This is a genomic window from Streptomyces sp. CC228A, from assembly GCF_021390935.1.
Lineage (GTDB): Bacteria > Actinomycetota > Actinomycetes > Streptomycetales > Streptomycetaceae > Streptomyces.
The window spans coordinates 326,823-350,459 of record NZ_JAJPUI010000002.1 but is presented as its reverse complement, the minus strand read 5'-3'; the positions used below and the strand labels follow the sequence as shown (position 1 = coordinate 350,459).

General features: G+C 74.4%; 15 protein-coding genes and 1 pseudogene. 7 read left to right on the top strand and 9 right to left on the bottom strand.

Annotation, left to right across the window (positions count from 1 at the left end; all coding sequences use genetic code 11):
- The first annotated feature begins 154 nt into the window (after positions 1-154).
- From L6E17_RS06950 to L6E17_RS06940, 3 genes are all read left to right on the top strand, one after another.
- Entirely contained in the window at positions 155-811 is a 657-nt protein-coding gene (locus L6E17_RS06950; protein ID WP_236239892.1) for a DUF6230 family protein, read from the top strand.
- A 94-nt stretch (positions 812-905) separates the two neighbouring features.
- The gene (locus L6E17_RS06945; RefSeq protein WP_236239891.1) at positions 906-1,526 is read left to right on the top strand and encodes a DUF6114 domain-containing protein; all 621 of its coding nucleotides are present in this window, start codon (positions 906-908) and stop codon (positions 1,524-1,526) included.
- A 219-nt stretch (positions 1,527-1,745) separates the two neighbouring features.
- On the top strand, positions 1,746-2,933 hold the full coding sequence (locus L6E17_RS06940; protein ID WP_308315838.1) for a hypothetical protein: 1,188 nt from the start codon (positions 1,746-1,748) through the stop codon (positions 2,931-2,933).
- A 121-nt stretch (positions 2,934-3,054) separates the two neighbouring features.
- Here L6E17_RS06940 and pyk read toward each other — a convergent pair whose 3' ends face one another.
- The 3 genes from pyk to pta all read right to left on the bottom strand — a co-directional run bounded on the left by pyk (position 3,055) and on the right by pta (position 7,972).
- Positions 3,055-4,482, bottom strand: coding sequence for a pyruvate kinase (gene pyk / locus L6E17_RS06935; protein ID WP_236239890.1), 1,428 nt, complete (start codon positions 4,480-4,482; stop codon positions 3,055-3,057).
- A 123-nt stretch (positions 4,483-4,605) separates the two neighbouring features.
- Positions 4,606-5,814: an acetate kinase gene (locus tag L6E17_RS06930; protein ID WP_236239889.1), complete on the bottom strand. Its 1,209-nt coding sequence runs from the start codon at positions 5,812-5,814 to the stop codon at positions 4,606-4,608.
- Between the two features lie 49 nt (positions 5,815-5,863).
- Positions 5,864-7,972, bottom strand: coding sequence for a phosphate acetyltransferase (gene pta, locus L6E17_RS06925; protein ID WP_236239888.1), 2,109 nt, complete (start codon positions 7,970-7,972; stop codon positions 5,864-5,866).
- A gap of 267 nt (positions 7,973-8,239) precedes the next feature.
- Here pta and L6E17_RS06920 point away from each other — a divergent pair, with 267 nt between their 5' ends.
- Entirely contained in the window at positions 8,240-9,265 is a 1,026-nt protein-coding gene (locus L6E17_RS06920) for an ATP-dependent 6-phosphofructokinase (protein WP_236239887.1), read from the top strand.
- 170 nt (positions 9,266-9,435) lie between these two features.
- Here the strand turns inward: L6E17_RS06920 and L6E17_RS06915 are convergent, their stop codons facing one another.
- From L6E17_RS06915 to L6E17_RS06905, 3 genes and pseudogenes are all read right to left on the bottom strand, one after another.
- Positions 9,436-10,047, bottom strand: coding sequence for a helix-turn-helix transcriptional regulator (locus L6E17_RS06915; RefSeq protein WP_236240385.1), 612 nt, complete (start codon positions 10,045-10,047; stop codon positions 9,436-9,438).
- A 208-nt stretch (positions 10,048-10,255) separates the two neighbouring features.
- Entirely contained in the window at positions 10,256-10,975 is a 720-nt protein-coding gene (locus L6E17_RS06910) for a response regulator (RefSeq protein ID WP_236239886.1), read from the bottom strand.
- 302 nt (positions 10,976-11,277) lie between these two features.
- Positions 11,278-12,930, bottom strand: a pseudogene (locus L6E17_RS06905) (ATP-binding protein); the annotation flags it as partial.
- 129 nt (positions 12,931-13,059) lie between these two features.
- Here L6E17_RS06905 and L6E17_RS06900 point away from each other — a divergent pair.
- Both L6E17_RS06900 and L6E17_RS06895 read left to right on the top strand, forming a co-directional pair.
- Positions 13,060-14,424, top strand: a complete 1,365-nt coding sequence (locus tag L6E17_RS06900) for a cation:dicarboxylate symporter family transporter (protein WP_236240384.1) — start codon at positions 13,060-13,062, stop codon at positions 14,422-14,424.
- A 356-nt stretch (positions 14,425-14,780) separates the two neighbouring features.
- Positions 14,781-16,022: a YncE family protein gene (locus L6E17_RS06895; RefSeq protein WP_236239884.1), complete on the top strand. Its 1,242-nt coding sequence runs from the start codon at positions 14,781-14,783 to the stop codon at positions 16,020-16,022.
- A 470-nt stretch (positions 16,023-16,492) separates the two neighbouring features.
- Here L6E17_RS06895 and L6E17_RS06890 read toward each other — a convergent pair whose 3' ends face one another.
- Entirely contained in the window at positions 16,493-16,885 is a 393-nt protein-coding gene (locus L6E17_RS06890; protein ID WP_236239883.1) for a DUF6817 domain-containing protein, read from the bottom strand.
- 150 nt (positions 16,886-17,035) lie between these two features.
- On the opposite strand from L6E17_RS06890, the gene L6E17_RS06885 reads away from it, so the two are divergent.
- Entirely contained in the window at positions 17,036-19,225 is a 2,190-nt protein-coding gene (locus tag L6E17_RS06885) for a UvrD-helicase domain-containing protein (protein ID WP_374109009.1), read from the top strand.
- A gap of 406 nt (positions 19,226-19,631) precedes the next feature.
- On the opposite strand, the gene glgB is transcribed toward L6E17_RS06885, so the two are convergent.
- On the bottom strand, positions 19,632-21,917 hold the full coding sequence (gene glgB / locus L6E17_RS06880; protein ID WP_374109024.1) for a 1,4-alpha-glucan branching enzyme: 2,286 nt from the start codon (positions 21,915-21,917) through the stop codon (positions 19,632-19,634).
- An 85-nt stretch (positions 21,918-22,002) separates the two neighbouring features.
- Entirely contained in the window at positions 22,003-23,469 is a 1,467-nt protein-coding gene (locus L6E17_RS06875) for a phosphotransferase (RefSeq protein WP_236239882.1), read from the bottom strand.
- Positions 23,470-23,637: the final 168 nt, after the last annotated feature.

The window sequence follows — 23,637 nt, the reverse complement described above, 5'->3', positions numbered from 1 at the left end:
CCCCTGGTCGTCGCTCGGGGGTGGTCGCCGTCGGTCAGGTCGCGGGTTCCGCGCTCGCCCGCAGGCGTTCCCCTTCCCGAGGACGTAGCACTTCTCCCATCCCAGGACGGCCCTCGGGCCCTCCCGGCGATGTACGTCCGAGAAGGAGGAATCTATGCAGTCCCAGGTTCGCGGTGGGACCAGATGGAAGCGGTTCGCCGTCGTCATGGTGCCCAGCGTGGCCGCCACGGCGGCGATAGGCGTCGGCATCGCCCAGGGCGCCCTGGCGGCGTCGTTCGCCGTCTCCGGCCAGGAGTTCAAGGTCACGGCCAAGGAGCTCAACGGCACCGGCTTCGCCCAGTACGGCGGCGTCGACATGGGCTACGCGAACGTCAAGGAGGGTGAGGACCTGGTCCCGCGCCCGGTCGCCATCTCGACGTTCAAGGACGCCACGATCTCCGGCATGTGCCAGTCGGTCGTGACCGACGTGCCCCTGCTGGGCAAGATCACGCTCAAGCTCACGGCCGGGGACAAGGACCCGGTCGTGGCGGAGAACCTGTACCTCGACGTCACCGACCTTGAGGCCAACGCGACGTTCGACGACATCGACATCGGCATGGCCGCCAAGGACACGGACAACCCCGGCATCGGCAAGGGGCCCGTCGTCAAGGACCGGAACATCAACCAGAACGGCTTCGCGCAGCAGGCCAAGGGCGCCAAGCTGACCGAGGTGAAGCAGAAGGCGTGGGCGACCACCGCCGGCAAGTTCCAGCTCAGCGGTCTGAAGATGAAGCTTCTCAAGGGCTCGGGTGCGGGCGTTGAGTGCTACTGACCGGTGATCCGTGCGGGTGGGCGAGGACGCTCCCGGCGCCCGAGCCCACCCGTCTCCCTCATCACACAGCAATGCCAGTTCCAGGGAGCTTTCCATGAGCGCCGAGTCAGCCGCGTCCGCGGAGCAGAACGAACACCACCTTCGCGTCCTCCAGCGGCGGTTCCGCGACTGGCGGGGCACCCGGCCGTTCTGGGCGGGCCTGTTCACCCTGCTGGGCGGAATCCCCATCGCGTACTTCCCCTACGCGAGCCTCCACCTCGGACAGATGACCCTCTCGATGGCGACGACCGGAGGTGCCGGCTCCCTGATCATCGGGGTGCTCCTGGTCACCCTGGGCCTGACGATGTGGTTCCAGCCCATCGTGCGCGTCTTCGCGGGTGTCGCCTCCATCCTGCTGGCCCTGGTGTCGATCCCCGTGGCCAACTTCGGCGGTCTCGCCGTCGGCTTCCTGCTGGCCCTGGTCGGCGGTGCCATGTCCCTCTCCTGGGCGCCCGGCGCACCGGAGACCGGACAGCCGGAGACCGGGCAGCCGCAGGCCGGCCGCCCGAGGCCCGGCAGCCCGATGCACAGCAGCAGGCCGAGGCGTCCGCCCCGGCCCGGCCCGGGAACGCCGCAGGGCCGCCCCGGCCCGGCCGCGCCGACCGAGGCCGCGGCCCAGTACGGCACGGACACGACGGTCGTCGACGTCAACGGCGGGAGGAACAGTGCGGGGTGACGACACGCAGCCGGCGGCCGCCGAGGGCGGGGCCGGGCGGACGAGAAGGGGCCCGCGGCACGCGGCCCCCCGCAAGTCCCTGCTGACCAAGCTTCAGCAGGGCCCGGCGGGCAAGGCGCTGGCCCTCGCGGCGATGCCGACGGCCGTCCTCGTCGGGATGAGCCTCACACCGCCGCCGGCCCTGGCCGACGAGAACGACATCCCGTTCGCCCCAGGCCCGTGCGTCACGCAGCCGGACGAGCCGCAGGAACCGGAGGCCACCCCCTCGGGGACGGCGTCCGCCGCCCCCAAGCCCTCGTCGGGCCCCTCGCAGGACGCGCGGCCGAAGCCCTCCGCGAGCCCTTCCGCCCCGCGGACCGGCTCCGGCGCGGACGACGGGTCGGACACGGGCGCGGGGTCCGGTACGGGTACGGGGTCCGGAACGGGCTCCGCTTCGAGTGCGGGCGCGAAGCCCGGCACCGCCGGGCCCACCACGCAGCCGGCGCCCGCCACGAGCGCCCCCGCCCCCGCCGAGACCAGGGACCCGCTGGACCCGCTCGGTGTCGGCGAGGCGATCGGCGACGTCCTCGGGGGCCTCACGGACGCGGTCGGCGCGCTCGCCGAGCCGCAGACCGAGGAGGGGGACGGGAGTGGGCCCGCGGCGGAGCAGCCGCCACCGCACCGGCCGCCGGCACCAAGACCTCCGACGGGACGGCCGCCGAAGGGAAGACCGCGGAGGAGGCGGAGCGGGAGTCCGGGGACGAGAAGGCCCCCGCCGCGGCGAAGCCCCCGGCCGCGCCGGCGGACACCCCGGCCGACCCGGTCGCGCGGGCCATCAAGGACGCCGCCGACCAGGCGGGTGCCGAGGTCAGGGAGCTGCCCGACGACGTCAAGGGCCTGGACCCGAAGCAGGACGAGGAGATACCCGACGGCGCCAAGCCCCGCTTCCCGTGTCCGACCCCGGACCCGCAGGCGCTGGCCGACGCCGACCTGGAGCCCGGCCTGCCGCACCTGCCGGACGACCCGTGGAAGCTGGAGAGCACGCTGCTGACGCTGCGCGGCCTGAAGTACCACGGCATCGTGGAGGTCAAGACCGGCAGCGGCACCGTCAAGAAGGCGCTGAAGTTCACCGCGTCCGAGGTGGACATCAAGGACCTGCACCAGATCACGGTCCACAGCGCGGGCCGCAAGGCCCACGTGGAGTCCCGACCGGGCTCCACGTCCACGCTGCGCAACGGCACGGTGACCATGTACACGGAGGAGCTGAAGGGCAACCTCTTCGGCATCATCCCGATCACCTTCAGCCCGGAGTCCCCGCCGCCGCTCGACGTGCCCTTCGCGTTCTTCACCGACGCGCGGGTCGTCCAGGCCGGCCAGTTCGGCGGCACGCTCACGGTGCCGGGCCTGCACAACCACATCGAGGGCTGACCGCGGCCCGCGGCTCCCCGGGCCCGCACGGCCGTGAGCCGCCCCGCGCGCCCGTACCGACGCGGTGGGCCGCACCCCCGGCCAGGGGGTGCGGCCCACACGTGTGCCGGAAGGCCCCGCGTCAGGAGGTGGTGCTGCCCAGGTGGTGGACGCGGACCATGTTCGTGGTGCCCGGGACGCCGGGCGGGGAGCCGGCCGTGATGATCATGACGTCGCCGGAGCTGTAGCGCTGGAGCTTCAGCAGCTCGGCGTCGACCAGCTCCACCATCGCGTCGGTGTTGTCCACGTGCGGCACGACGAAGGACTCGACGCCCCAGCTCAGGGTGAGCTGGTTGCAGGTGTCGTCCTCGGTGGTGAAGGCCAGGATCGGCTGCTCCGCGCGGTAGCGGGACAGGCGGCGGGCGGTGTCGCCGGACTTGGTGAAGGCGATCAGCGCCTTGCCGCTCAGGAAGTCCGCGATCTCGCAGGCCGCCCTGGCCACCGAACCACCCTGCGTACGCGGCTTCTTGCCCTGCACCAGCGGCTGCAGGCCCTTGGCGAGCAGCTCCTCCTCGGCCGCCGTGACGATCTTCGACATGGTCTTGACCGTCTCGATCGGGTAGGCGCCGACGGACGACTCCGCCGACAGCATGACCGCGTCCGCGCCGTCGAGGATGGCGTTGGCGACGTCGGACGCCTCGGCGCGGGTCGGGCGCGAGTTGGTGATCATCGACTCCATCATCTGGGTCGCGACGATCACCGGCTTGGCGTTGCGGCGGCACAGCTCGACGAGGCGCTTCTGCACCATCGGGACCTTCTCCAGCGGGTACTCGACCGCCAGGTCGCCGCGGGCCACCATCACACCGTCGAACGCCATCACGACGGCCTGCATGTTGGCCACCGCCTGCGGCTTCTCCACCTTCGCGATGACGGGGACGCGGCGGCCCACCTCGTCCATCACCCGGTGGACGTCCTTGACGTCGTCGGCGTCCCGCACGAAGGACAGGGCCACCATGTCGCAGCCCATGCGCAGTGCGAAGCGCAGGTCCTCGATGTCCTTCTCGGAGAGGGCGGGCACGTTGACCGCCGCGCCGGGCAGGTTGATGCCCTTGTGGTCGGAGACGACGCCGCCCTCGATGACGATGGTCCGGACGCGGGGCCCCTCCACCTCCAGGACCTTCAGCTCGACGTTGCCGTCGTTGATGAGGACCTGGTCGCCCTTGGCGACGTCTCCGGGCAGGCCCTTGTAGGTGGTGCCGCAGATGGACTTGTCCCCGAGGACGTCCTCGGTGGTGATGGTGAACTCGTCGCCGCGGACCAGCTCGACCGGCCCCTCGGCGAAGGTCTCCAGGCGGATCTTCGGCCCCTGGAGGTCGGCGAGCACGCCCACGGCGCGCCCGGAGTCCGCGGCCGCCTTGCGGAGGCGGTGGTACCGCTCCTCGTGCTCCGTGTGGGTGCCGTGGCTCATGTTGAAGCGGGCCACGTTCATGCCGGCCTCGATGAGCGCTTTCAGCTGCTCGTAGGAGTCGACGGCGGGGCCCAGTGTGCAGACGATTTTGGAACGGCGCATAAGGCGGATCCTATCGGTTTGTTTCTGTGCGGAATATTCCGGCTGGCGGAATGTACAAATGGGCGGGGGGCCGCTCAGCCGAGTTCTTCTGAGCTTCTCTTCCCGTCGTCGTTTTTCCTGTTTTCAGTTGTTTACCAGTGAGTAAGTCTGGCGGGCGATCTCCAGTTCCTCGTCCGTCGGGACGACCGCCACGGCCACCCGCGCACCCTCCGGCGAGATCAGCCGCGGCTCACCGGACCGTACGGCGTTCCGCTCGGCGTCGACCGCCAGGCCCAGCGGCTCCAGGCCCTCCACAGCAGCTTCCCGCACCGGCGCCGCGTTCTCACCCACACCCGCCGTGAAGGCCACCGCGTCCACCCGGCCGAGCACCGCGCAGTAGGCGCCGATGTACTTCTTCAGCCGGTGCACGTAGACGTCGAAGGCCAGCCGGGCGCGCTCGTCGCCCTCCTCGACGCGGCGGCGGATCTCCCGCATGTCGTTGTCGCCGCACAGGCCGACCAGCCCGCTCCGCTTGTTCAGCAGCGCGTCGACCTCGTCCACCGACATCCCCGCCACCCGCTTGAGGTGGAACACCACCGCCGGGTCGACGTCCCCGGACCGGGTGCCCATCACCAGGCCCTCCAGCGGCGTCAGTCCCATGGACGTCTCCACGCACCGGCCGCCCGCGACCGCGGAGGCCGACGCGCCGTTGCCCAGGTGCAGCACGATCACGTTCACCTCGGACGGCCCCTTGCCCAGCAGCCGGGCCGTCTCCCGGGACACGTACGCGTGGGACGTGCCGTGGAAGCCGTAGCGGCGGATCCGGTGGGCGTCCGCCACCTCCGTGTCGATGGCGTACCGCGCCGCGTACTCCGGCATCGTCGTGTGGAACGCCGTGTCGAAGACGGCGACCTGCGGCAGGTCGGGGCGCAGCGCCCGCGCCGTGCGGATGCCGGTGATGTTCGCCGGGTTGTGCAGCGGCGCCACCGGCACCAGCCGCTCGATCTCCGCCAGCACCTCGTCCGTGACCACGGTGGGCGCGGTGAACCGCAGCCCGCCGTGCACCACGCGGTGGCCGACGGCCGCCAGCTCCGGCGAGTCCAGCCCCAGCCCGTCGGCGGCCAGCTCCTCCGCCACCGCCTTCAGGGCCGCCGCGTGGTCCGGCACCGGGCCGGTGCGCTCCCGCCGGTCCCCGCCGCCGGCGAGCGGCGTGTGGACGAGCCGGGAGGCGGGCTCACCGATGCGCTCGACGAGGCCGGCGGCCAGCCGGGAGTCGTCGGCCATGTCGAGGAGCTGGTACTTCACCGACGAGGAGCCGGAGTTGAGGACGAGGACGCGGGTGGCGCTGGTCACGGGTGCGGGGCTTTCTGTCGGAGGGGAGGGGCGGGTCGCGGGCAGGCGGTCACGCGGTGGGGGCGGCCTGGGCCTGGATCGCGGTGATCGCGACGGTGTTCACGATGTCGCTGACGAGGGCGCCCCGCGACAGGTCGTTCACCGGCTTGCGCAGGCCCTGGAGCACCGGGCCGACCGCCACGGCCCCGGCGGAGCGCTGCACGGCCTTGTACGTGTTGTTGCCGGTGTTCAGGTCCGGGAAGATCAGCACGGTCGCCCGGCCCGCGACCTCCGAGCCCGGCAGCTTGGTCGCCGCCACGGACGGCTCCACGGCCGCGTCGTACTGGATGGGACCCTCGATCATCAGCTCCGGCCGGGCCGCGCGCACCAGCTTCGTGGCCTCCCGGACCTTGTCCACGTCGGCGCCCGAGCCCGAGCTGCCCGTCGAGTACGACAGCATCGCGATCCGCGGCTCCACGCCGAAGCGGGCCGCGGTGGCCGCCGACTGCACCGCGATGTCGGCGAGCTGCTCCGCGTCCGGGTCCGGGTTGACCGCGCAGTCCCCGTACACGAGCACCCGGTCGGCCAGGCACATGAAGAACACCGACGACACGATCGAGGCTCCCCCTCGGGCGTCACCCGGGGAGGTGCCCCCGGGCTTGGTCTTGATGATCTCGAAGGCGGGGCGGATGGTGGCGGCGGTCGAGTGCACCGAGCCGGACACCATGCCGTCCGCGAGGCCCTCCTGCACCATCAGCGTGCCGAAGTAGTTCACGTCCGCCACCACGTCGTACGCCAGCTCCACCGTCACGCCCTTGTGGGCGCGCAGCTCGGCGTACCGCTCGGCGAACCGCTGCCGCAGCTCGGACGCGGCCGGGTCGACGAGTCGGCTGTCCCCCAGGTCGATGCTCAGGTCCGCGGCCTTCCTGCGGATCAGCTCGGGGTCGCCGAGCAGCGTCAGGTCGCACACGTCCCGGCGCACGAGGACGTCGGCGGCGCGCAGCACGCGCTCCTCCAGGCCCTCGGGCAGCACCACCCGGCGCCGGTCGGCGCGGGCCTGCTCCAGCAGCTCGTGCTCGAACATCATCGGCGTGACCCGGCCGCTGCGCGCCACGGACAGCCGCTTCACCAGGTCCGCGGTGTCCACGTGCCGCTCGAACAGGCCCAGCGCGGTCTCCGCCTTGCGCGGGGTCGCCGCGTTCAGCTTGCCCTCCAGGGCGAACAGCTCCGCGGCCGTCGGGAAGCTGTTGCCCGGCACCGAGATGACCGGGGTGCCCGGGGCGAGCCGGGAGGCCAGCGTCAGGACCTCCTCGCCCGGCTGCTCGTTCAGCGTCAGCAGCACGCCCGCGATGGGCGGGGTCCCCGCCGAGTGCGCGGCCAGCGCGCCCACCACCAGGTCGGCGCGGTCGCCGGGGGTGACCACCAGGCATCCGGGGGTCAGCGCGTGCAGGAAGTTCGGCAGCGTCGCCCCGCCGAAGACGAAGTCGAGGGCGTCGCGCGCCAGCCCCGAGCCGTCGCCCAGCACCACCTTCGCGCCCAGCGCCTGGGTGATCTGCGCGACCGTCGGCGCGGCGAGGGAGGCGTCGTCGGGCAGCACGTAGCAGGGCACGGGCAGGCGGGCCGCCAGCCGCTCGGATATGACCCCGCGGTCCTCGGGCGCCACCCGGTTGGTGATCATCGCCAGGACGTCGCAGCCGAGGCCCTCGTACGCGCGGAAGGCGTTGCGGGTCTCGGCGCGCACCTGCTCGGCCGGCAGCCCCTTGCCGCCCACCACGGGGATGACGGCCGCGCCGAACTCGTTGGCGAGGCGGGCGTTCAGCGCCAGCTCGTCCGGCAGCTGGGTGTCCGCGAAGTCGGTGCCCAGCACGAGCACGGCCTCGTAGTCCCGCGCCACCGCGTGGTACCGCTCCACCAGGCGCGACACCAGCGCGTCCGTGCCCTGCTCGGCCTGGAGGTCGGAGGCCGTCACGTAGTCCGTGCCGTACACGGACGCCGGGTCCTGCGTGAGCCGGTAGCGGGCCCGCAGCAGCTCGAAGAGGCGGTCGGGGCCGCCGTGCACGAGAGGGCGGAACACCCCCACCCGGTCCACCTGGCGGGTCAGGAGCTCCATGACCCCCAGCTCCACGACCTGGCGGCCGTCCCCGCGGTCGATCCCGGTCACGTACACGCTGCGCGCCACGCCCTGCTCCCCTGTCCTCGCCTTGTCGCTCCGTGGCTCCGTACGGGCGGAAAACACCCCGAAGAGGCAGCCATACCCTCTTGACAATACCCCTCCGAATGGGTAGTGCGCTTGCCGGGTGTTCGAGGGGGGAACACCGGGCCGCACGGTCCGCGGCGGCCGGGACCAGGGGCCCGCACGTCCCGCACCGGGCACCCCCGCTCCGTACACCGTGGGACAATCCGGGAAGCCCCCCGCAGTCCGACTACGAGCAGGAGACACAGCACGATGCGTATCGGAGTTCTCACCGCAGGCGGCGACTGCCCCGGCCTGAACGCCGTGATCCGGTCGGTCGTGCACCGCGCGCTCACCGGCCACGGCGACGAGGTCATCGGCTTCGAGGACGGCTTCAAGGGCCTGCTCGACGGCCACTACCGCCCGCTCGACCTCAACGAGGTCAGCGGCATCCTCGCCCGCGGCGGCACCATCCTCGGCTCCTCCCGCCTGGAGCGGGCCCGGCTGGCGGAGGCCGCGGAGAACTGCGGCGAACTCCAGCGGCGGTACGGTCTCGACGTCCTCATCCCGATCGGCGGCGAGGGCACCCTGACCGCCGCCCGCATCCTGTCCGACGCGGGCATGCCGGTCGTCGGCGTGCCGAAGACCATCGACAACGACATCTCCTCCACGGACCGGACCTTCGGCTTCGACACCGCCGTCATGGTCGCGACCGAGGCCATGGACCGCCTCAAGACCACCGCCGAGTCCCACCAGCGGGTGATGGTCGTCGAGGTGATGGGCCGTCACGCGGGCTGGATCGCGCTGGAGTCCGGCATGGCGGCGGGCGCGCACGGCATCTGCCTGCCCGAGCGGGCGTTCGACCCCGCCGACCTCGTGAAGATGGTCGAGGAGCGGTTCGCCCGCGGCAAGAAGTTCGCCGTGGTCTGCGTCGCCGAGGGCGCCCACCCGGCCGACGGCACCATGGACTACGCCAAGGGCGAGATCGACCAGTACGGCCACGAGCGCTTCCAGGGCATCGGCACCCGGCTCGCCAAGGAGCTGGAGCGGCGCCTCGGCAAGGAGGCCCGCCCGGTGATCCTGGGCCACGTCCAGCGCGGCGGCACCCCGACCGCCTACGACCGGGTCCTGGCGACCCGCTTCGGCTGGCACGCCGTGGAGGCCGCGCACCGCGGCGACTTCGGCCGGATGACGGCACTGCGCGGGACGGCCGTCGAGATGGTGCCGCTGGCGGAGGCCACGACCGAGCTGAAGCGGGTCCCCGAGGACCGCATGGCGGAGGCCGAGTCCGTCTTCTGATCCCGGCCGGGCGGCTGCCCGCGTGCAGGGGGCGGCCGCCGCACGTGCCGCGTGCAGCCGGGCCCGCGTCGCCGGCCGGCGCGCTCGCGGGGGTGCCTCCGCGCGCCGGCCGTCCGCGGTCGGCCGCTGCCCGCCCGGCGTCGGCCGTCCGCTGCCCGCCCGGCGGGCCGCTACCGCCCGGCCAGCGCCCAGAAGTGGTCGACGATCCGCTCCAGGTACTCCCGCCCGGCCTCGCCGCCGCTGCCGCCGGACTCGCCCCAGCTGTACGTGGCGACCATGCGCGCCTGGTAGTCCGCGTGCAGCCGCTGCAGCACCTCCTCCAGGTGCGGGCGGTCCATCGGCAGCAGCCGGGCCGCCGGCTTCACGTACGCCTGCCAGCGGGTCGTCGCCGCGTCCCGCAGCACCTCGGCCAGTTCGGCGTCCTTCCCGGTCGCCGCCAGCAGTTCGCGCGCACCGAGCCCCAGCACCTCGGCGAGCGCGGCCGTCTGCCGCTCGTTGCCCCGCCAGCGGCCGGTCTCCTCCATCTTCAGGTACGACCTGACGTCGACGCCGACCCTGCGCGCCAGGTCGTCCGCGGCCAGCCCGCGCGCGATGCGGTGCTCCCGCAGCGTGGTGGCGGTGGCGATCAGGTCGCCGGGCGAGCACCACAGCACGCCCGCGAGCGCGGTCAACTCCCGGGTGTCGGGGCGGGCCAGCCCGCGTTCCCACGAGACGACGGTGTCGGGCGGGACGTTCAGGCCGTACTGGGCGCGCAGCCCGTACGCCACGTGGCCGGGCAGCATGCCGAGGCCCTCGCGCAGGCGGCGCGCGGCCAGGGCGTTGAACGGCGGAGTCGGGGAAGCAGGGGGAGACGGGTGCACGCGCACAAGCTAGGTGCGCAGGGTGACGGCTGGCTACGGTGCGTTCGGACAACGCCGAACGTTGGAGGAACGTCCAGATGGCCCGGCTCGTGCGTCTCGCGCGATTCGCGGCTACTCGTCCGTCATCACCCTAGCCAGACCGGGACGCGCCCGGGATCCAGCGGTACCGCAGCTCCGGCCGCCCGATCTGCCCGTACTGCGGCGTGCGCGCGGCGCGGCCCGCGGCGACGAGGTGCTCCAGGTAGCGGCGCGCCGTGATCCGCGAGACGCCCACCTCCGCGCCCACCTCGGCGGCCGTCAGCCCTTCCGGCGCCTCGCGCAGGCTGCGCGTGACCGCGGCCAGGGTCGGCGCGCTCAGTCCCTTGGGGAGTGCGGCGGGCTGCGGGGCGCGCAGCGCGGCGAGCGCGCGGTCCACCTCGTCCTGGCCCGCGGCCTCCCCGGCGGCCCCGCGGAACTCCGCGTACCGCCCCAGCCGGTCCCGCAGCGTGGGGAAGGTGAACGGCTTCAGCACGTACTGCACGACGCCCAGCGCCACCCCCTCCCGGACGACGGCCAGGTCCCGCGCCGAGGTCACGGCGATGACGTCCGCCATGTGGCCGCCCGCGCGCAGCGCCCGCAGCAGGTGCAGCCCGTGCCCGTCCGGCAGGTACAGGTCCAGCAGGATCAGGTCGACACCGGTCCGCTCCAGCAGCCGGACCGCGGCGGCCCGCGAGTGCGCCGTGCCGACCACCCGGAACCCGGGCACCCGGCCCACGTACAGCGCGTGGGCGTCCGCCGCGACCGGGTCGTCCTCCACGACGAGCACGCGGATCCCCGCGCCGGGACCACCCGCCTGCGCCGCCCCGCTCACCGCCCGGCCTCCGCGCGTGCCGCAGCCGGCTCCTCCGGACGCCCCCGGGGCGGGGAGCCGCGGGCCCGCCGACCGCGCCCCCGGCGCCCGCGGCGACCGCGCCCCCGGCGCCTGCGCCGACCGCGCCCCGGTGCCCGCGCCGACTGCTTCCCCGGTGTCCGTGCCGCCCGCGCCCCCGGCGCCTGCGGCGACCGCGCCCCGGTGCCCGCGCCGACTGCTTCCCCGGTGTCCGTGCCGCCCGGATCCGCGGCGCCCGCTCGGGCCGCTTCCCCGGAGTCCGCGCCGGTGGGGCCATCGGTGGGCGCACCGGCCGTGCGCCCCGCCGACAGCGGCAGCCGTACGGTGAACCGGGCGCCGCCGTCCGGCCCCTGGCCCAGCTCCACGGTGCCGCCCGCCCGGTGCGCGGCCTGCCGGACCAGCGCGAGGCCGATGCCCCGTCCGTCGCCCCGCGTCGACCAGCCGCGCCGGAACACCGCCTCGGCGTCCTCGTCGGCGACGCCGGGCCCGCTGTCGGACACCCGCAGCAGCACCTCGTCCGCCACCCGCGCCGTCACCGTCACCCGCGGCACCTCCGAGCCCTGCGCGGCCTCCACCGCGTTGTCGATCAGATTGCCGAGGATCGTCACCAGGTCGCGGGGCGGCAGCCCCTCCGGCAGCACCCCGTCGTCGATCCGGCTCTCCTCGGTCAGGACCAGCTCCACACCGCGCTCGCTCGCCTGCGCCGACTTGCCCAGCAGCAGCGCCGCGAGTACCGGTTCGCCCACCGCCGCCACCACCCGGTCCGTCAGCGCCTGGGCCAGCTCCAGCTCCGCCGTGGCGAACCCGACGGCCTCGTCCGCCCGCCCCAGTTCGATGAGCGACACCACCGTGTGCAGCCGGTTCGCCGCCTCGTGGGCCTGCGCGCGCAGCGCCTTGGTGAACCCGCGCTCCGAGTCCAACTCGCCTGACAGCGCCTGCAGTTCGGTGTGGTCGCGGAGGGTCGCGACCGTGCCCCTGCGCTGACCGCCGACCACCGGCCGGGTGGACACCACCAGGACCCGGTCGGCCGTCAGGTGCAGTTCGTCCTCGCGCGGGGCGTCGTCCAGCAGCGCACCCGTCAGGGAGGCCGGCAGCCCCAGCGCGTCCACGGGCGTGCCGACCACGCCGTCCCGGTCGGTGAGCCCGAGCAGCTCGCGGGCCCCGTCGTTGACGAGCGCGACCCGCCGCCGCCCGTCGAGCATCACCAGGCCCTCGCGCACGGCGTGCAGCGCGGCCTCGTGGTAGTCGTGCATCGCGCTCAACTCGGCGGCGTTCATGCCGTGGGTGTGGCGGCGCAGCCGCGCGTTGATCACGTACGTGCCCGCGCCGCCCAGGGCGAGCGCGGCCCCCGCCACCCCGAGCAGCGCCGCGACCTGCCGGCGCACCTGGGCGCTGATCCGGTCGATGGTGATGCCGGCGCTCACGAGGCCGACGATCCGGTCCCGGTCCCAGACCGGCGTGACCGTCCGCACGGACGGGCCGAGCGTCCCCTCGTACGTCTCCGTCAGCGTCCCGCCCCGCTGGGCGGGGCCGATGTGGCCGAGGTACGTCCCGCCGATCCGGTCCGGCTCGGGGTGGGTCCAGCGGGTCCCGTCCGGCGCCATGACCACCACGAAGGTGACGCCGCCCTCGCGGGTCAGGGCGTCGGCGTACGGCTGGAGGAGGGCCGTCGGCTGCTCGGAGCGGGCCGCCGCGACCACCGAGGGGGAGCGCGCCACGGCCAGCGCCGTCGCCGTCACCTGCCGCCGCGCGGTTTCCTCCGCCTGCCCGCGGTCGGTGACGTAGACGAAGACCGCGTGCCCGGCCACGATCACGGCCACCAGCACCACCTGCATCGCGAAGAGCTGCCCGGCGAGACTCCGGGGCCGCGCCGGCGGCAACCGGAGGGGGAGGCGGAGGCGGCCGCGGGCGGCGCGGGGTACGCGGGGTCTGCGCATGCGGTAAGTGTGCCTGTCCGAAATCGCGTGAACGAAACGTACGCAACGGTGACCGGCGTCACAGCCCTGGTGGATAGTCACGGGGCATCCACCGGGACGACGTGGAGCGAACGCGACGAGGAGGACCCCGTGGCCGCACGGCGGGAACGTACCCACTATCTCTATCTGGCCGTCATCGCGGCGGTCGTGCTCGGCATCGCCGTGGGGTTCGCGGCCCCCGGCGCGGCACAGGAACTCAAGCCGCTGGGCACCGGGTTCGTGAACCTGATCAAGATGATGATCTCGCCGGTGATCTTCTGCACGATCGTGCTGGGCGTCGGCTCGGTCCGGAAGGCCGCGAAGGTCGGCGCCGTCGGCGGTCTCGCGCTCGGCTACTTCATGGTGATGTCCACGGTGGCCCTCGCCATCGGCCTGGTGGTCGGCAACCTTCTGGAGCCCGGCTCCGGACTGCACCTCACCGAGGAGGCGCGGTCGGCGGGCAGCGCCCAGGCGGAGGGCGCGAGCGAGGGCACGGTCGACTTCCTCCTCGGGATCATCCCCACGACGCTGGTCTCCGCGTTCACGGAGGGCGAGGTCCTCCAGACGCTGCTGGTCGCGCTGCTGGCCGGCTTCGCGCTCCAGGCGATGGGCCGGAGCGGTGAGCCCGTGCTGCGCGGCATCGGGCACCTCCAGCGCCTGGTCTTCCGCATCCTGGCCATGATCATGTGGGTGGCGCCGGTCGGCGCGTTCGGCGCCATCGCGGCGGTCGTCGGCTCCACCGGACTGGACGCGCTGAAGTCGCTGGCCGTGATCATGCTGGGCTTCTACGCGACCTGCGCGGTGTTCGTCTTCGTCGTGCTGGGCGCGCTGCTGCGGCTGGTCGCGGGCGTGAGCATCTTCTCCCTCTTCCGCTACCTGGGGCGGGAGTTCCTGCTGATCCTGTCGACCTCGTCCTCCGAGTCGGCGCTGCCCCGGCTGATCGCGAAGATGGAGCACATGGGCGTCAGCAAGCCCGTCGTCGGCATCACCGTGCCGACCGGCTACTCCTTCAACCTGGACGGCACCGCGATCTACCTGACGATGGCCTCCCTCTTCGTCGCCGAGGCGATGGGGCAGCCGCTGTCCGTCGGCGAGCAGGTCTCGCTCCTCGTCTTCATGGTCATCGCGTCGAAGGGCGCCGCCGGGGTGACCGGCGCCGGCCTCGCCACGCTTGCGGGCGGTCTCCAGTCGCACAAGCCCGCGCTGGTGGACGGCGTCGGCCTGATCGTCGGCATCGACCGGTTCATGAGCGAGGCCCGCGCCCTGACGAACTTCGCGGGCAACGCGGTCGCCACGGTCCTCGTCGGGACGTGGACGAAGGAGATCGACAAGGCCCGCGCGGCCGAGGTGCTGGCCGGCCGGGTGCCGTTCGACGAGCGCACGCTGGTCGACGACGGCCACGGCCCGGCGGCCCCCGCCGACGCCGAGGGGCCGGAAGCGCCGCGGGACGAGGTGAAGGAGCCCGCCCGCGTGTGAGACCCCGCAGGGGCGCGAGGGCAACCGCGCGGAGGCCGGTCGGCGGCCTCCGCGCGGTCGTGCGCGCCGGGCCCGCGGGAGGTGTGTGGCGGGACGCGCGCGCTCCCGGCCGCGGAGCGGCGCGCGCGAGGGCCGCGGCGGCGCCCGCGGTGGCCCTGCGGGACGTGCGCCTCCCTGCCAGGGGCGGCGCGCCCTGGTGCGGGAGGTCCGCGTCTGCGCGGAGCTTTCGCGGTGTACCGCCGGTAACATGCGTCGTACTGGCATGCGCATGCCCTTCAGTGGCGTGTCCGCGCCCCGGCCCGCACCTCGCCCGCAGCCCCGCTCCCGACGGCCCCGACCGATCGAAGGGACCCCCCATGGCTCGTACGGTCCGCTCCACGGCAGTGCTCGCCCTCGCCCTCGCCCTCACTCTCGGCGGCGCGACCGCCTCCACGGCGGACGGGCCCGCGCCGCATGCAGAGCCCGCGCCGCACGCAGGGCCCGCCGCGACCGGCCTCCGCGACGTCGTCCTCGTGGGCAACAGCGCCGACGGCACCGTCAGCTTCCTCGACGCCCGGACCCACCGGAACCTCGGCACCCTGGACGCCGTCCCGGACCTGGACGAGGTCCTGTCCGGCATGGGCCCGATCCGGCGGGCCGCATACGAGATCGTCAGGCAGCAGGCCGGCGGCGACAAGTTCGTCGACGACGCGCACCTCTCGCCCGACGGCCGCACCCTCTACGTCTCGCGCGGCAACCTCGGCGACGCGGCGGCCTACGACGTGGCGACCGGCCGCCAGGTGTGGCGCACCCACCTGGCGGGCTTCAAGGCCGACCACGCGGCGCTGTCCCCCGACGGCCGGACCTTCGTCGTCTCCGCGATCAGCGCGGCCAAGGCCCAGACGCTGGACACCGCCACCGGAGCCGTCACCGGCGAGTTCCCGACCGGCACCTACCCGCACGAGAACATCTACTCCGCCGACGGGAAGCTGATCTACAACATGTCCATCGGCGTCACCTCGCTGCCGTACGCGCTCGACTTCCTGAAGGGCGCCAGGCAGGTCACCGTCGTCGACGCCGCGACGCTCCGGGTGGTCCGGACGTACGCCTTCGACAAGGGCGTCCGCCCCGCCGTCGTCACCCGGGACGGCCGGACGATGTACGCCCAGCTCTCGTACCTCAACGGCTTCGTCGAGTACGACCTGGAAGCGGGCAGGACCGTGCGGACGGTCGAGATGCCCTTCAGCGAGGCGGCCGCGGCGATGCGGCGGGACGACTACCCGCAGAACTCCGCCCACCACGGCATGGCCGCCAACGCGGCGGAGGACAAGCTGTGCATGGCCGGGACCATCGACGACTACACCGCCGTCGTCTCCCGCCCCGGCCTCACGGCCGACGGATACGTCCACTATCCGCAGGGCTCCCTGCCGTACTGGGCGGTGACCGGCCCCGACGGCGACCACTGCTGGGTGACGCTCTCCGAGCGGGACGAGGTGTCCGTCGTGGACTACCGCACCGCCGAGGAGGTCGCGCGGGTCAAGGTGGGCGACTTCCCGCAGCGGGAGCGGGTGGGCCGCGTCGCCGAGGACGCCCTGGGCGGCCTCCGCCCGCAGGGCTGACCGGGCCGCGCGGCCGGGGCGGCGGCCCGCCCGCCGCCCCTCCGGCCCCCGAGCGGCGGTCCGCCGGCGCGGCCCGGGAACCGCGTGCTCCCCCTGGGCCGTGAGCGGCGGCCCGCCGGCTCGGCGCCCGCACGGCCTGGTGGCCGCCCGCCCGGCGGATCGCGTACGAGGCGGTGGCCCCGCGCCGCCCGGTGGCCCCTCGCGGCCGACGGGTTGCGTACGGCGCGGTGCCGCCTGCCCGGCGGATCGCGTACGAGGCGGTGGCCCCGCGCCGCCCGGTGGCCCCGCGCGGCCGGCCGGTCCGGCTCGCCGCGGCCTTCCGGTCAGCCCCGGCCGAGCACCCGGTGGGCGTCCCGCCGGGCCGCCTCCGACAGGAGCGGCCCCAGCCGGGTCAGCAGCCAAGGACGTCGGGGCCCGCTTCACGCGGAACTCGGGACTCACCGCTGCGATGTCAGGCTCGCTGGCCGTGGTCAGCTCGGCGAATTCCTGCGCGTACCGGCCGGCGGTACGGACGTCTCGCCGGTGAAGCGGTCCGGGAACGGCGTCCCCGGCCGGTGCAGTTCCGGATGGGACGCCCCGCGGTCGCAGCTCGCGTAGAAGGAGACCGGTTCTTCCGCCTCGTCCCCGACGGCGGCGCGCACCTCGTGCCGCCGCGCCAGGGGGAGCAGTCCTTGCGGGGAGCCGTCCGTGCCGTGGAGGGCGTGGCACAGGCCCGCGAGCTGCAGTTCCGGACGGGCGCCCCGGGCCGCGAGCCGCTCCCTGACGCGCAGGAGGCGGGCGGGCAGCGTCCCGCCCGGGTGCTCCGTGTCCGCGGCCCCGCACCGCTCCAGCAGGGCGACCGCCGCCTCGGTCCGATCCGTCACGGCCTTCCCCCCGGTCGACCGGTCCCACCGCACGAAAAACCCCGGCGGAATTGACGGCCGGGGTATCTGCGCGGGTATATTCAATGTTTCGTGTGCGCGCTGAATGCGGGCATGCACACGGACCAATAAACGGACGGTATCGCGCCTGGAGTGGAATTGTCAATCGGGGACATCGCGGAAATCCCGGAATCCGTGGCACTGCGCGAGGAGCGGCATTTCGTGGCCGGGCTGTACGCCCGGCTCGACACCCTGCGGGAACGCGCCGAGACCGCCAGGCGGGACGCCCTCAGGGGCGCCGGCACCACCTTCCAGGCGCGCCTGGAGCGGGACGTCCTCGTCGCCGAGCAGTCGGGGCTGCTCGCCGCCTACGACGCCGCCGACAACGGGCTGTGCTTCGGCCGGCTGGTGTTCCGCGACGGCCGCGACCACCACATCGGACGCATCGGCATCCGCGACGACGACCCGCGGCGCACCCCGCTCGTCGTCGACTGGCGGGCCGACGCGGCCCGGCCGTTCTACCTCGCCACCGGCCACGCGCCCATGGGCCTCGCGCGCCGCCGCCACCTCAGCACCCGGGGGCGGACCGTCACCGGCCTGCACGACGAGATCCTGGACCTGCGCGACACCGCCCGCACCGGCCACGAGGGCCACGACGCCGACGAGGTGCTGCTCGCCGCGCTCGACGCCGCCCGCACCGGCCGCATGCACGACATCGTGCAGACCATCCAGGCCGAGCAGGACCGCGTCATCCGGGCCCCGCACCAAGGCGTCCTCGTCGTCGAGGGCGGCCCCGGCACCGGCAAGACCGCCGTCGCCCTGCACCGCGCCGCGTACCTGCTCTACGCGCACCGCGAGCAGCTCGCCCGGCGGGCCGTCCTCATCGTGGGCCCGAACCCGGCGTTCCTGGCCTACATCGGCGAGGTGCTGCCCAGCCTCGGCGAGACCGGCGTACTGCTCGCCACCGTCGGCGAGCTGTTCCCCGGCGTCCGCGCCACCGCCGCCGACACCCCGGAGGCCGCCGAGATCAAGGGCCGCGCCGCGATGGCCGACGTGCTCGCCGCGTACCTCCGCGACCGGCAGACCGTCCCCGGCACGCACGAACCCCTGGAGATCGTCCACGACGACTACGGCACCCTCCTGCTCGACCGGGCGGCCGCCGAGGACGCCCGCGCCGACGCCCGCGCCACCGGCCTGCCGCACAACCTGGCGCGCCCCCGCTTCGCCACCCGCGTCATCGACGCCCTGACCGCGCAGCTCACCGAACGGCTCGGCGCCGACCCCTTCGGGGGCCCGAACCTCCTCGACGCCTCCGACGTCGCGCAGATCGGCAAGGACGTCGCCGCGAGCGCCGAGGTGCACGCCGCGATCGACCGGCTGTGGCCCGCGCTCACGCCGCAGCGGCTCGTCGCGGACTTCCTCGCCGACCCGTACGGCTACCTCCCCGACGGCGAGGCGGAGTTCGTCCGGCGCACGACCGGCCCGTGGACGGAGGCCGACGTGCCGCTGCTGGACGAGGCCGCCGAACTCCTCGGCCACGACGACGCGGCGGAGCGGGCCGCCGCGGCCCGGGAGCGCGCCGAGCGCGTCGCCTACGCGCAGGGCGTCCTCGACGTGTCGTACGCGTCGCGGACCTACGAGTTCGAGGACGAGGAGTCGGAGGTGCTGGGCGCGCACGACGTCATCGACGCGGAGCGGTTCGCGGAGCGCCACGAGGAGGCGGACCACCGCACCGCGGCCGAGCGCGCCGCCGCCGACCGCACCTGGGCCTTCGGCCACATCATCGTCGACGAGGCGCAGGAGCTGTCCGCGATGGCGTGGCGGCTGCTGATGCGCCGCATCCCGACCCGGTCCCTGACCCTGGTGGGGGACCCCGCCCAGACCGGGGACCCGGCGGGCTGCGGCTCCTGGGACGCGATCCTCGGCCCCTACGTGGGGGACCGGTACGAGCACGTCAGGCTCGGCGTCAACTACCGCACGCCCGCCGAGGTCATGGAGGTCGCGGCGGAGCTGCGGCGCACCGAGGAACCGGGCTTCGCGCCGCCGCGCTCGGTGCGCACCACGGGCGTGCCGCCCTGGGAGGCCGTGGCGGACGACCTGCCCGCGGCCGTGGCGGAGGCGGTCGCCCGCGAGCTGCCGGCCGAGGGCCGGCTCGCCGTCGTGGCCCCCGCGGACCGGCTCCCGGCGCTGGCCGCCGCGCTCCCGGACGCCGCCCGCGGACCGGCCCCGGACCTGACCCGGCCGGTGGTGCTGCTGGACCCCCGCCAGGTGAAGGGCCTGGAGTTCGACACGGTCCTCGTCGCGGACCCGGACGCGATCCGCGCGGGCACCCCCACGGGGTGAACGACCTGTACGTCGCCCTCACGCGGGCGACCCAGCGCCTCGGCCTGATCCGCCCGGCCCCGGGGGCCTGAGCATCCGGGGCGAGCCGCGCAGCCGCGCAGCCGGATGCCCCTGGCGGGGCGGGGCGGAGGAGAGCCGCCGCAAAAACCCCGCCGCCCGCTCCGGGCCGCACGTGCCGGCGCGACGGACCCGGCGGCGCGCCCCGCCCGGGTGGTGCCGCCGCACCCGCGAAGACCGCGAAGGGGGCCCCGGCCGGGTGGTGCCGCCGCACCCGCGAAGACCGCGAAGGGGGCCCCGGCCGGATCGGCCGGGGCCCCCTTCGGCACTGCGCCCGCCGCCCGCCGGCGGACGCGGGCCCTCTCCGTCACCTCCGCGGCGGCGGGCCCTCAGGCGCCGCGGCCCGCTCTCACGCCGGGGTCAGCCACACCGTGGCCAGCGGCGGCAGCGTCAGGCGGATGCCGTCGGCCTCGCGCTTCACCGGCTCGGCGTTCCGCACGCCGCCGCCGCCGTACCGGGTGGCGTCCGTGTTGAGGACCTCCGTCCACGCGGTGACGCCTTCCGGCGTCCACAGCCGGTAGTCCTCGCGCACCACGGGCGAGAAGTTGCTCACCGCAAGCAGCGGACGCCCGGCCGCGTCGTACCGCAGATACGCGAACACGTTGTCCTCGGCGGCGTCCCCCAGCGCCCACTGGAAGCCCTCCGGCGAGGTGTCGCGCTCCCACAGCGCGGGGGTCGCCGCGTACACCCGGTTCAGGTCCCGCACCAGCTCCCGCACGCCGCGGTGGTCGCCCGCGGAGTGGTAGCCGTCGTCCAGCAGCCACCACTCCGGGCCCTGCGCCTCGGACCACTCCGCGCCCTGCGCGAACTCCTGGCCCATGAAGAGCAGTTGCTTGCCCGGGTGGGACCACATGAACCCGAGGTACGCGCGGTGGTTGGCGCGCCGCTGCCACCAGTCGCCCGGCATCTTCGACACCAGCGCCTGCTTGCCGTGCACCACCTCGTCGTGCGAGATCGGCAGCACGTAGTTCTCGCTGTAGGCGTACACCATCGAGAACGTCATCTCGTTGTGGTGGTACTTGCGGTGCACCGGGTCCTTCGACACGTACACGAGCGAGTCGTGCATCCAGCCCATGTTCCACTTCAGCCCGAAGCCCAGCCCGCCCTGGTCCGTGGGACGGGTCACGCCGGTCCAGGCCGTGGACTCCTCGGCGATGGTCACCACGCCGGGGCAGCGGCGGTACACCGTCGCGTTCATCTCCTGCAGGAAGCGGACCGCGTCGAAGTTCTCCCGGCCGCCGTACTCGTTGGGCGCCCAGTCGCCGTACTCGCGGGAGTAGTCCAGGTACAGCATCGACGCCACGGCGTCGACCCGCAGGCCGTCGATGTGGAACTCCTCGCACCAGTACACCGCGTTCGCCACGAGGAAGTTGCGGACCTCGGTCCGCCCGTAGTCGAACTCCAGGGTGCCCCAGTCCGGGTGCTCCGCCCTGCGCGGGTCCGGGTGCTCGTACAGCGGCGTCCCGTCGAACCGCGCCAGCGCCCAGTCGTCCTTCGGGAAGTGCGCGGGCACCCAGTCGACGATCACGCCGATCCCGGCCCGGTGCAGGCTGTCCACGAGGTACCGGAAGTCGTCGGGCCCGCCCAGGCGGGCCGTCGGCGCGTAGTACGACGTCACCTGGTAGCCCCACGACGGGCTGTAGGGGTGCTCGGCGACCGGCATCAGCTCGACGTGCGTGAAGCCCAGGTCCTTCACGTACGCGGGCAGCTCCTCGGCCAGCTCCCGGTATGTCAGACCGGGCCGCCACGACGCCAGGTGCACCTCGTACACGGAGAACGGCGCCGCGTGAACGGGCCGGTCGCCGCGGTGCGCCATCCACTCCGCGTCGCCCCACTCGTACGAGGAGGACGTCACGACCGACGCCGTCTCCGGCGGGCACTGGGTGCGGCGGGCCATCGGGTCCGCCCGCAGCGAGTGGCCGCCGTCCGGGCCGACCACCTCGAACTTGTACAGGGTGCCCTCGGCGATGCCGGGCACGAACAGCTCCCACACCCCGCTCGCGCCCAGGGAACGCATCGGCAGGCCCCGGCCGTCCCAGAACGTCCAGTCGCCGGCCAGCCGCACCCCGCGGGCGTTGGGCGCCCACACCGTGAAGCGGGTCCCGGTGACGCCCTGGTGCTCCATCACGTGGGCGCCGAGCGCCCGCCACAGCTCCTCGTGCCGGCCCTCCCTGATCAGGTGCAGGTCCAGCTCGCCGAGCGCGGGCAGGAAGCGGTACGGGTCGCGGACCTCCAGCTCGGCGTCCTCGTACGTGACGAGCAGCCGGTAGTCGTCCGGCACGGCCGCCAGCGGCAGCACACCCGAGAACAGGCCGTCCCCGTCGTCGTGCAGCGCCATCCGGTCACCGCCCGCCGGCAGGACGGCCACCGCGCGGGCGTGCGGGCGCAGCGCGCGGAACACCACGCCGCCGCCGTCGGGCAGCGGGTGCGCGCCCAGCAGGCCGTGCGGGTCGTGGTGCTCCCCGGCGAGCAGCCGGTCCCGGTCGGCGCCCTCGACGGGGTGCGCGGGCACCCCGTCGGCGCTGACGCGCGGCCGCGGCGGTCCGGCGGCGGCCGGTGCGGAGACCGCACCCGGAGCGGCGGCGGTCGGGGCGGCGGCGGGCAGCGGCGCGTCGGGCGCGGCCGTCGCCTCCAGGGTGGTGCCGGCGCCGCGGGGGAGCGGCCGGGCGGCTTGCGGGTCGGGCGGCTGGGGGTCACGAGGGAAAGCCTCCTCTGGTGGGTCACGTCAGGGGGTCGGGGGAGCGCCGCACTGCACCGCCGGGCCGGACGGGCGGGGCCGGCAGATCGGTGTGCGGGGCGGCCAGGCGGTGGACGGCGGCCATCGGCACGGGCAGCCAGTCGGGGCGGTGCCGGGCCTCGTACAGCACCTCGTACACCGCCTTGTCGGTCTCGTACGCGCGCAGCAGCGCCTCCTCCGCCCGCGGGTCGCGGCCGGAGCCCTCGGCGTAGCCGGTGCAGTACGCGTCGCGGCAGCGCTCCGCCCACTGCGGGTTGGCGGGGCGGCAGGAGCGGGCGGCGTAGTCGAAGGAGCGCAGTATCCCCGCCACGTCCCGCACCCGCGGCTGCGGGCGGCGGCGCTCCGCGAGCGGCTTGGTCGGCTCGCCCTCGAAGTCGATGACCGCCCACTCGCCGCCGGGCGTGCGCAGCGCCTGCCCCAGGTGCAGGTCGCCGTGGACCCGCTGGGCCCGCCAGGTGGTGCCCTTCTCGGCGAGGACGGCGACGGCTTCGAACGCGGTGCGCAGCCCGGGGACGTACGGCTGGAGCGCGGGCACCGCCTGCGCGGCGGCGTCCAGGCGGCGGCTCATCGCCGCCGCGAGCTCCTGCGCCTGACGGGTCTCCAGGGTGACGGTCGGCAGGGTCGCGGCGAGCGCGGTGTGCACCTCGGCGGTGGCGCGGCCCAGCGCGTGCGCCTCCGCGGCGAAGTCCCGCCCGTCGGCGAGCGCGTCGAGGGCGAGCTGCCAGCCGTCCTGCGAGCCCCGCAGGTAGGGCTGGAGGACGCCCAGGGTCGAGCCGTCCGCCTGCCCGGCGCCCGCCTCGTACCAGGCGACGGGTGCGGGCACCCGGGCGCAGCCCGCGCGGGAGAGCGCGAGCGGCAGTTCCAGGTCGGGGTTGGCGCCGGTGTGGATGCGGCGGAAGATCTTCAGGATGTAGGCGTCGCCGTAGACGAGCGACGTGTTGGACTGCTCGGCGTCGAGGACGCGGGGGGCCAGGCCCTCGGGGATGGTGACGGTGCGGTGGAAGCGCAGCGGGCCGATGGCGCCCGGGGTGCGCAGCCGCTCCAGCAGCAGCGCGGCCAGGCGGGGGTCGCTGAGCCCCTCGTAGACGGCGCGCCCCGCCAGCGGGCCGTCGGTGACACGGCCGATGAGGGCGTGGGCGAGGTGCGGCGGCAGCGTCTCGTGGACGCCCAGCAGCAGCTGGTAGCAGTCCCCGGGGTCGCCGTGGTGCGCGGGGCTCTCCCGGTCGGTGCCGGCGAGTCCGGACTGGCGGACCCGTACGAGCAGGTGCAGCAGCCCGGGGCCCGCCGAGTCGACCGGAAGGAGTTCGATGGCCGAGACGAGCGTGAAGCCGGTCACCGGCCTGCCCTTCCCGGCGAACCACCTTCTGCGCGGCAGCCATTCGCGCAGCAGCGGCGCCAACGACGGCAGCAGGGCGACGGGTGCCCGGGCGGTGGATGCGGTCTCCGACATGGCAGCGCGTCCTTTCCCCGGGTACTACAGAATGCACGGAACGTGCAGAGTGTCCCGGAATGCGGCAAGAGCTGTCCGGCTGTGCGGGACGTGTCGGGCGGGGAAGATCCGGAAAGACCCGATTCGACGTATGAGGGGGACAGTGCCCAGGGTGGAGCGAGGGAAACG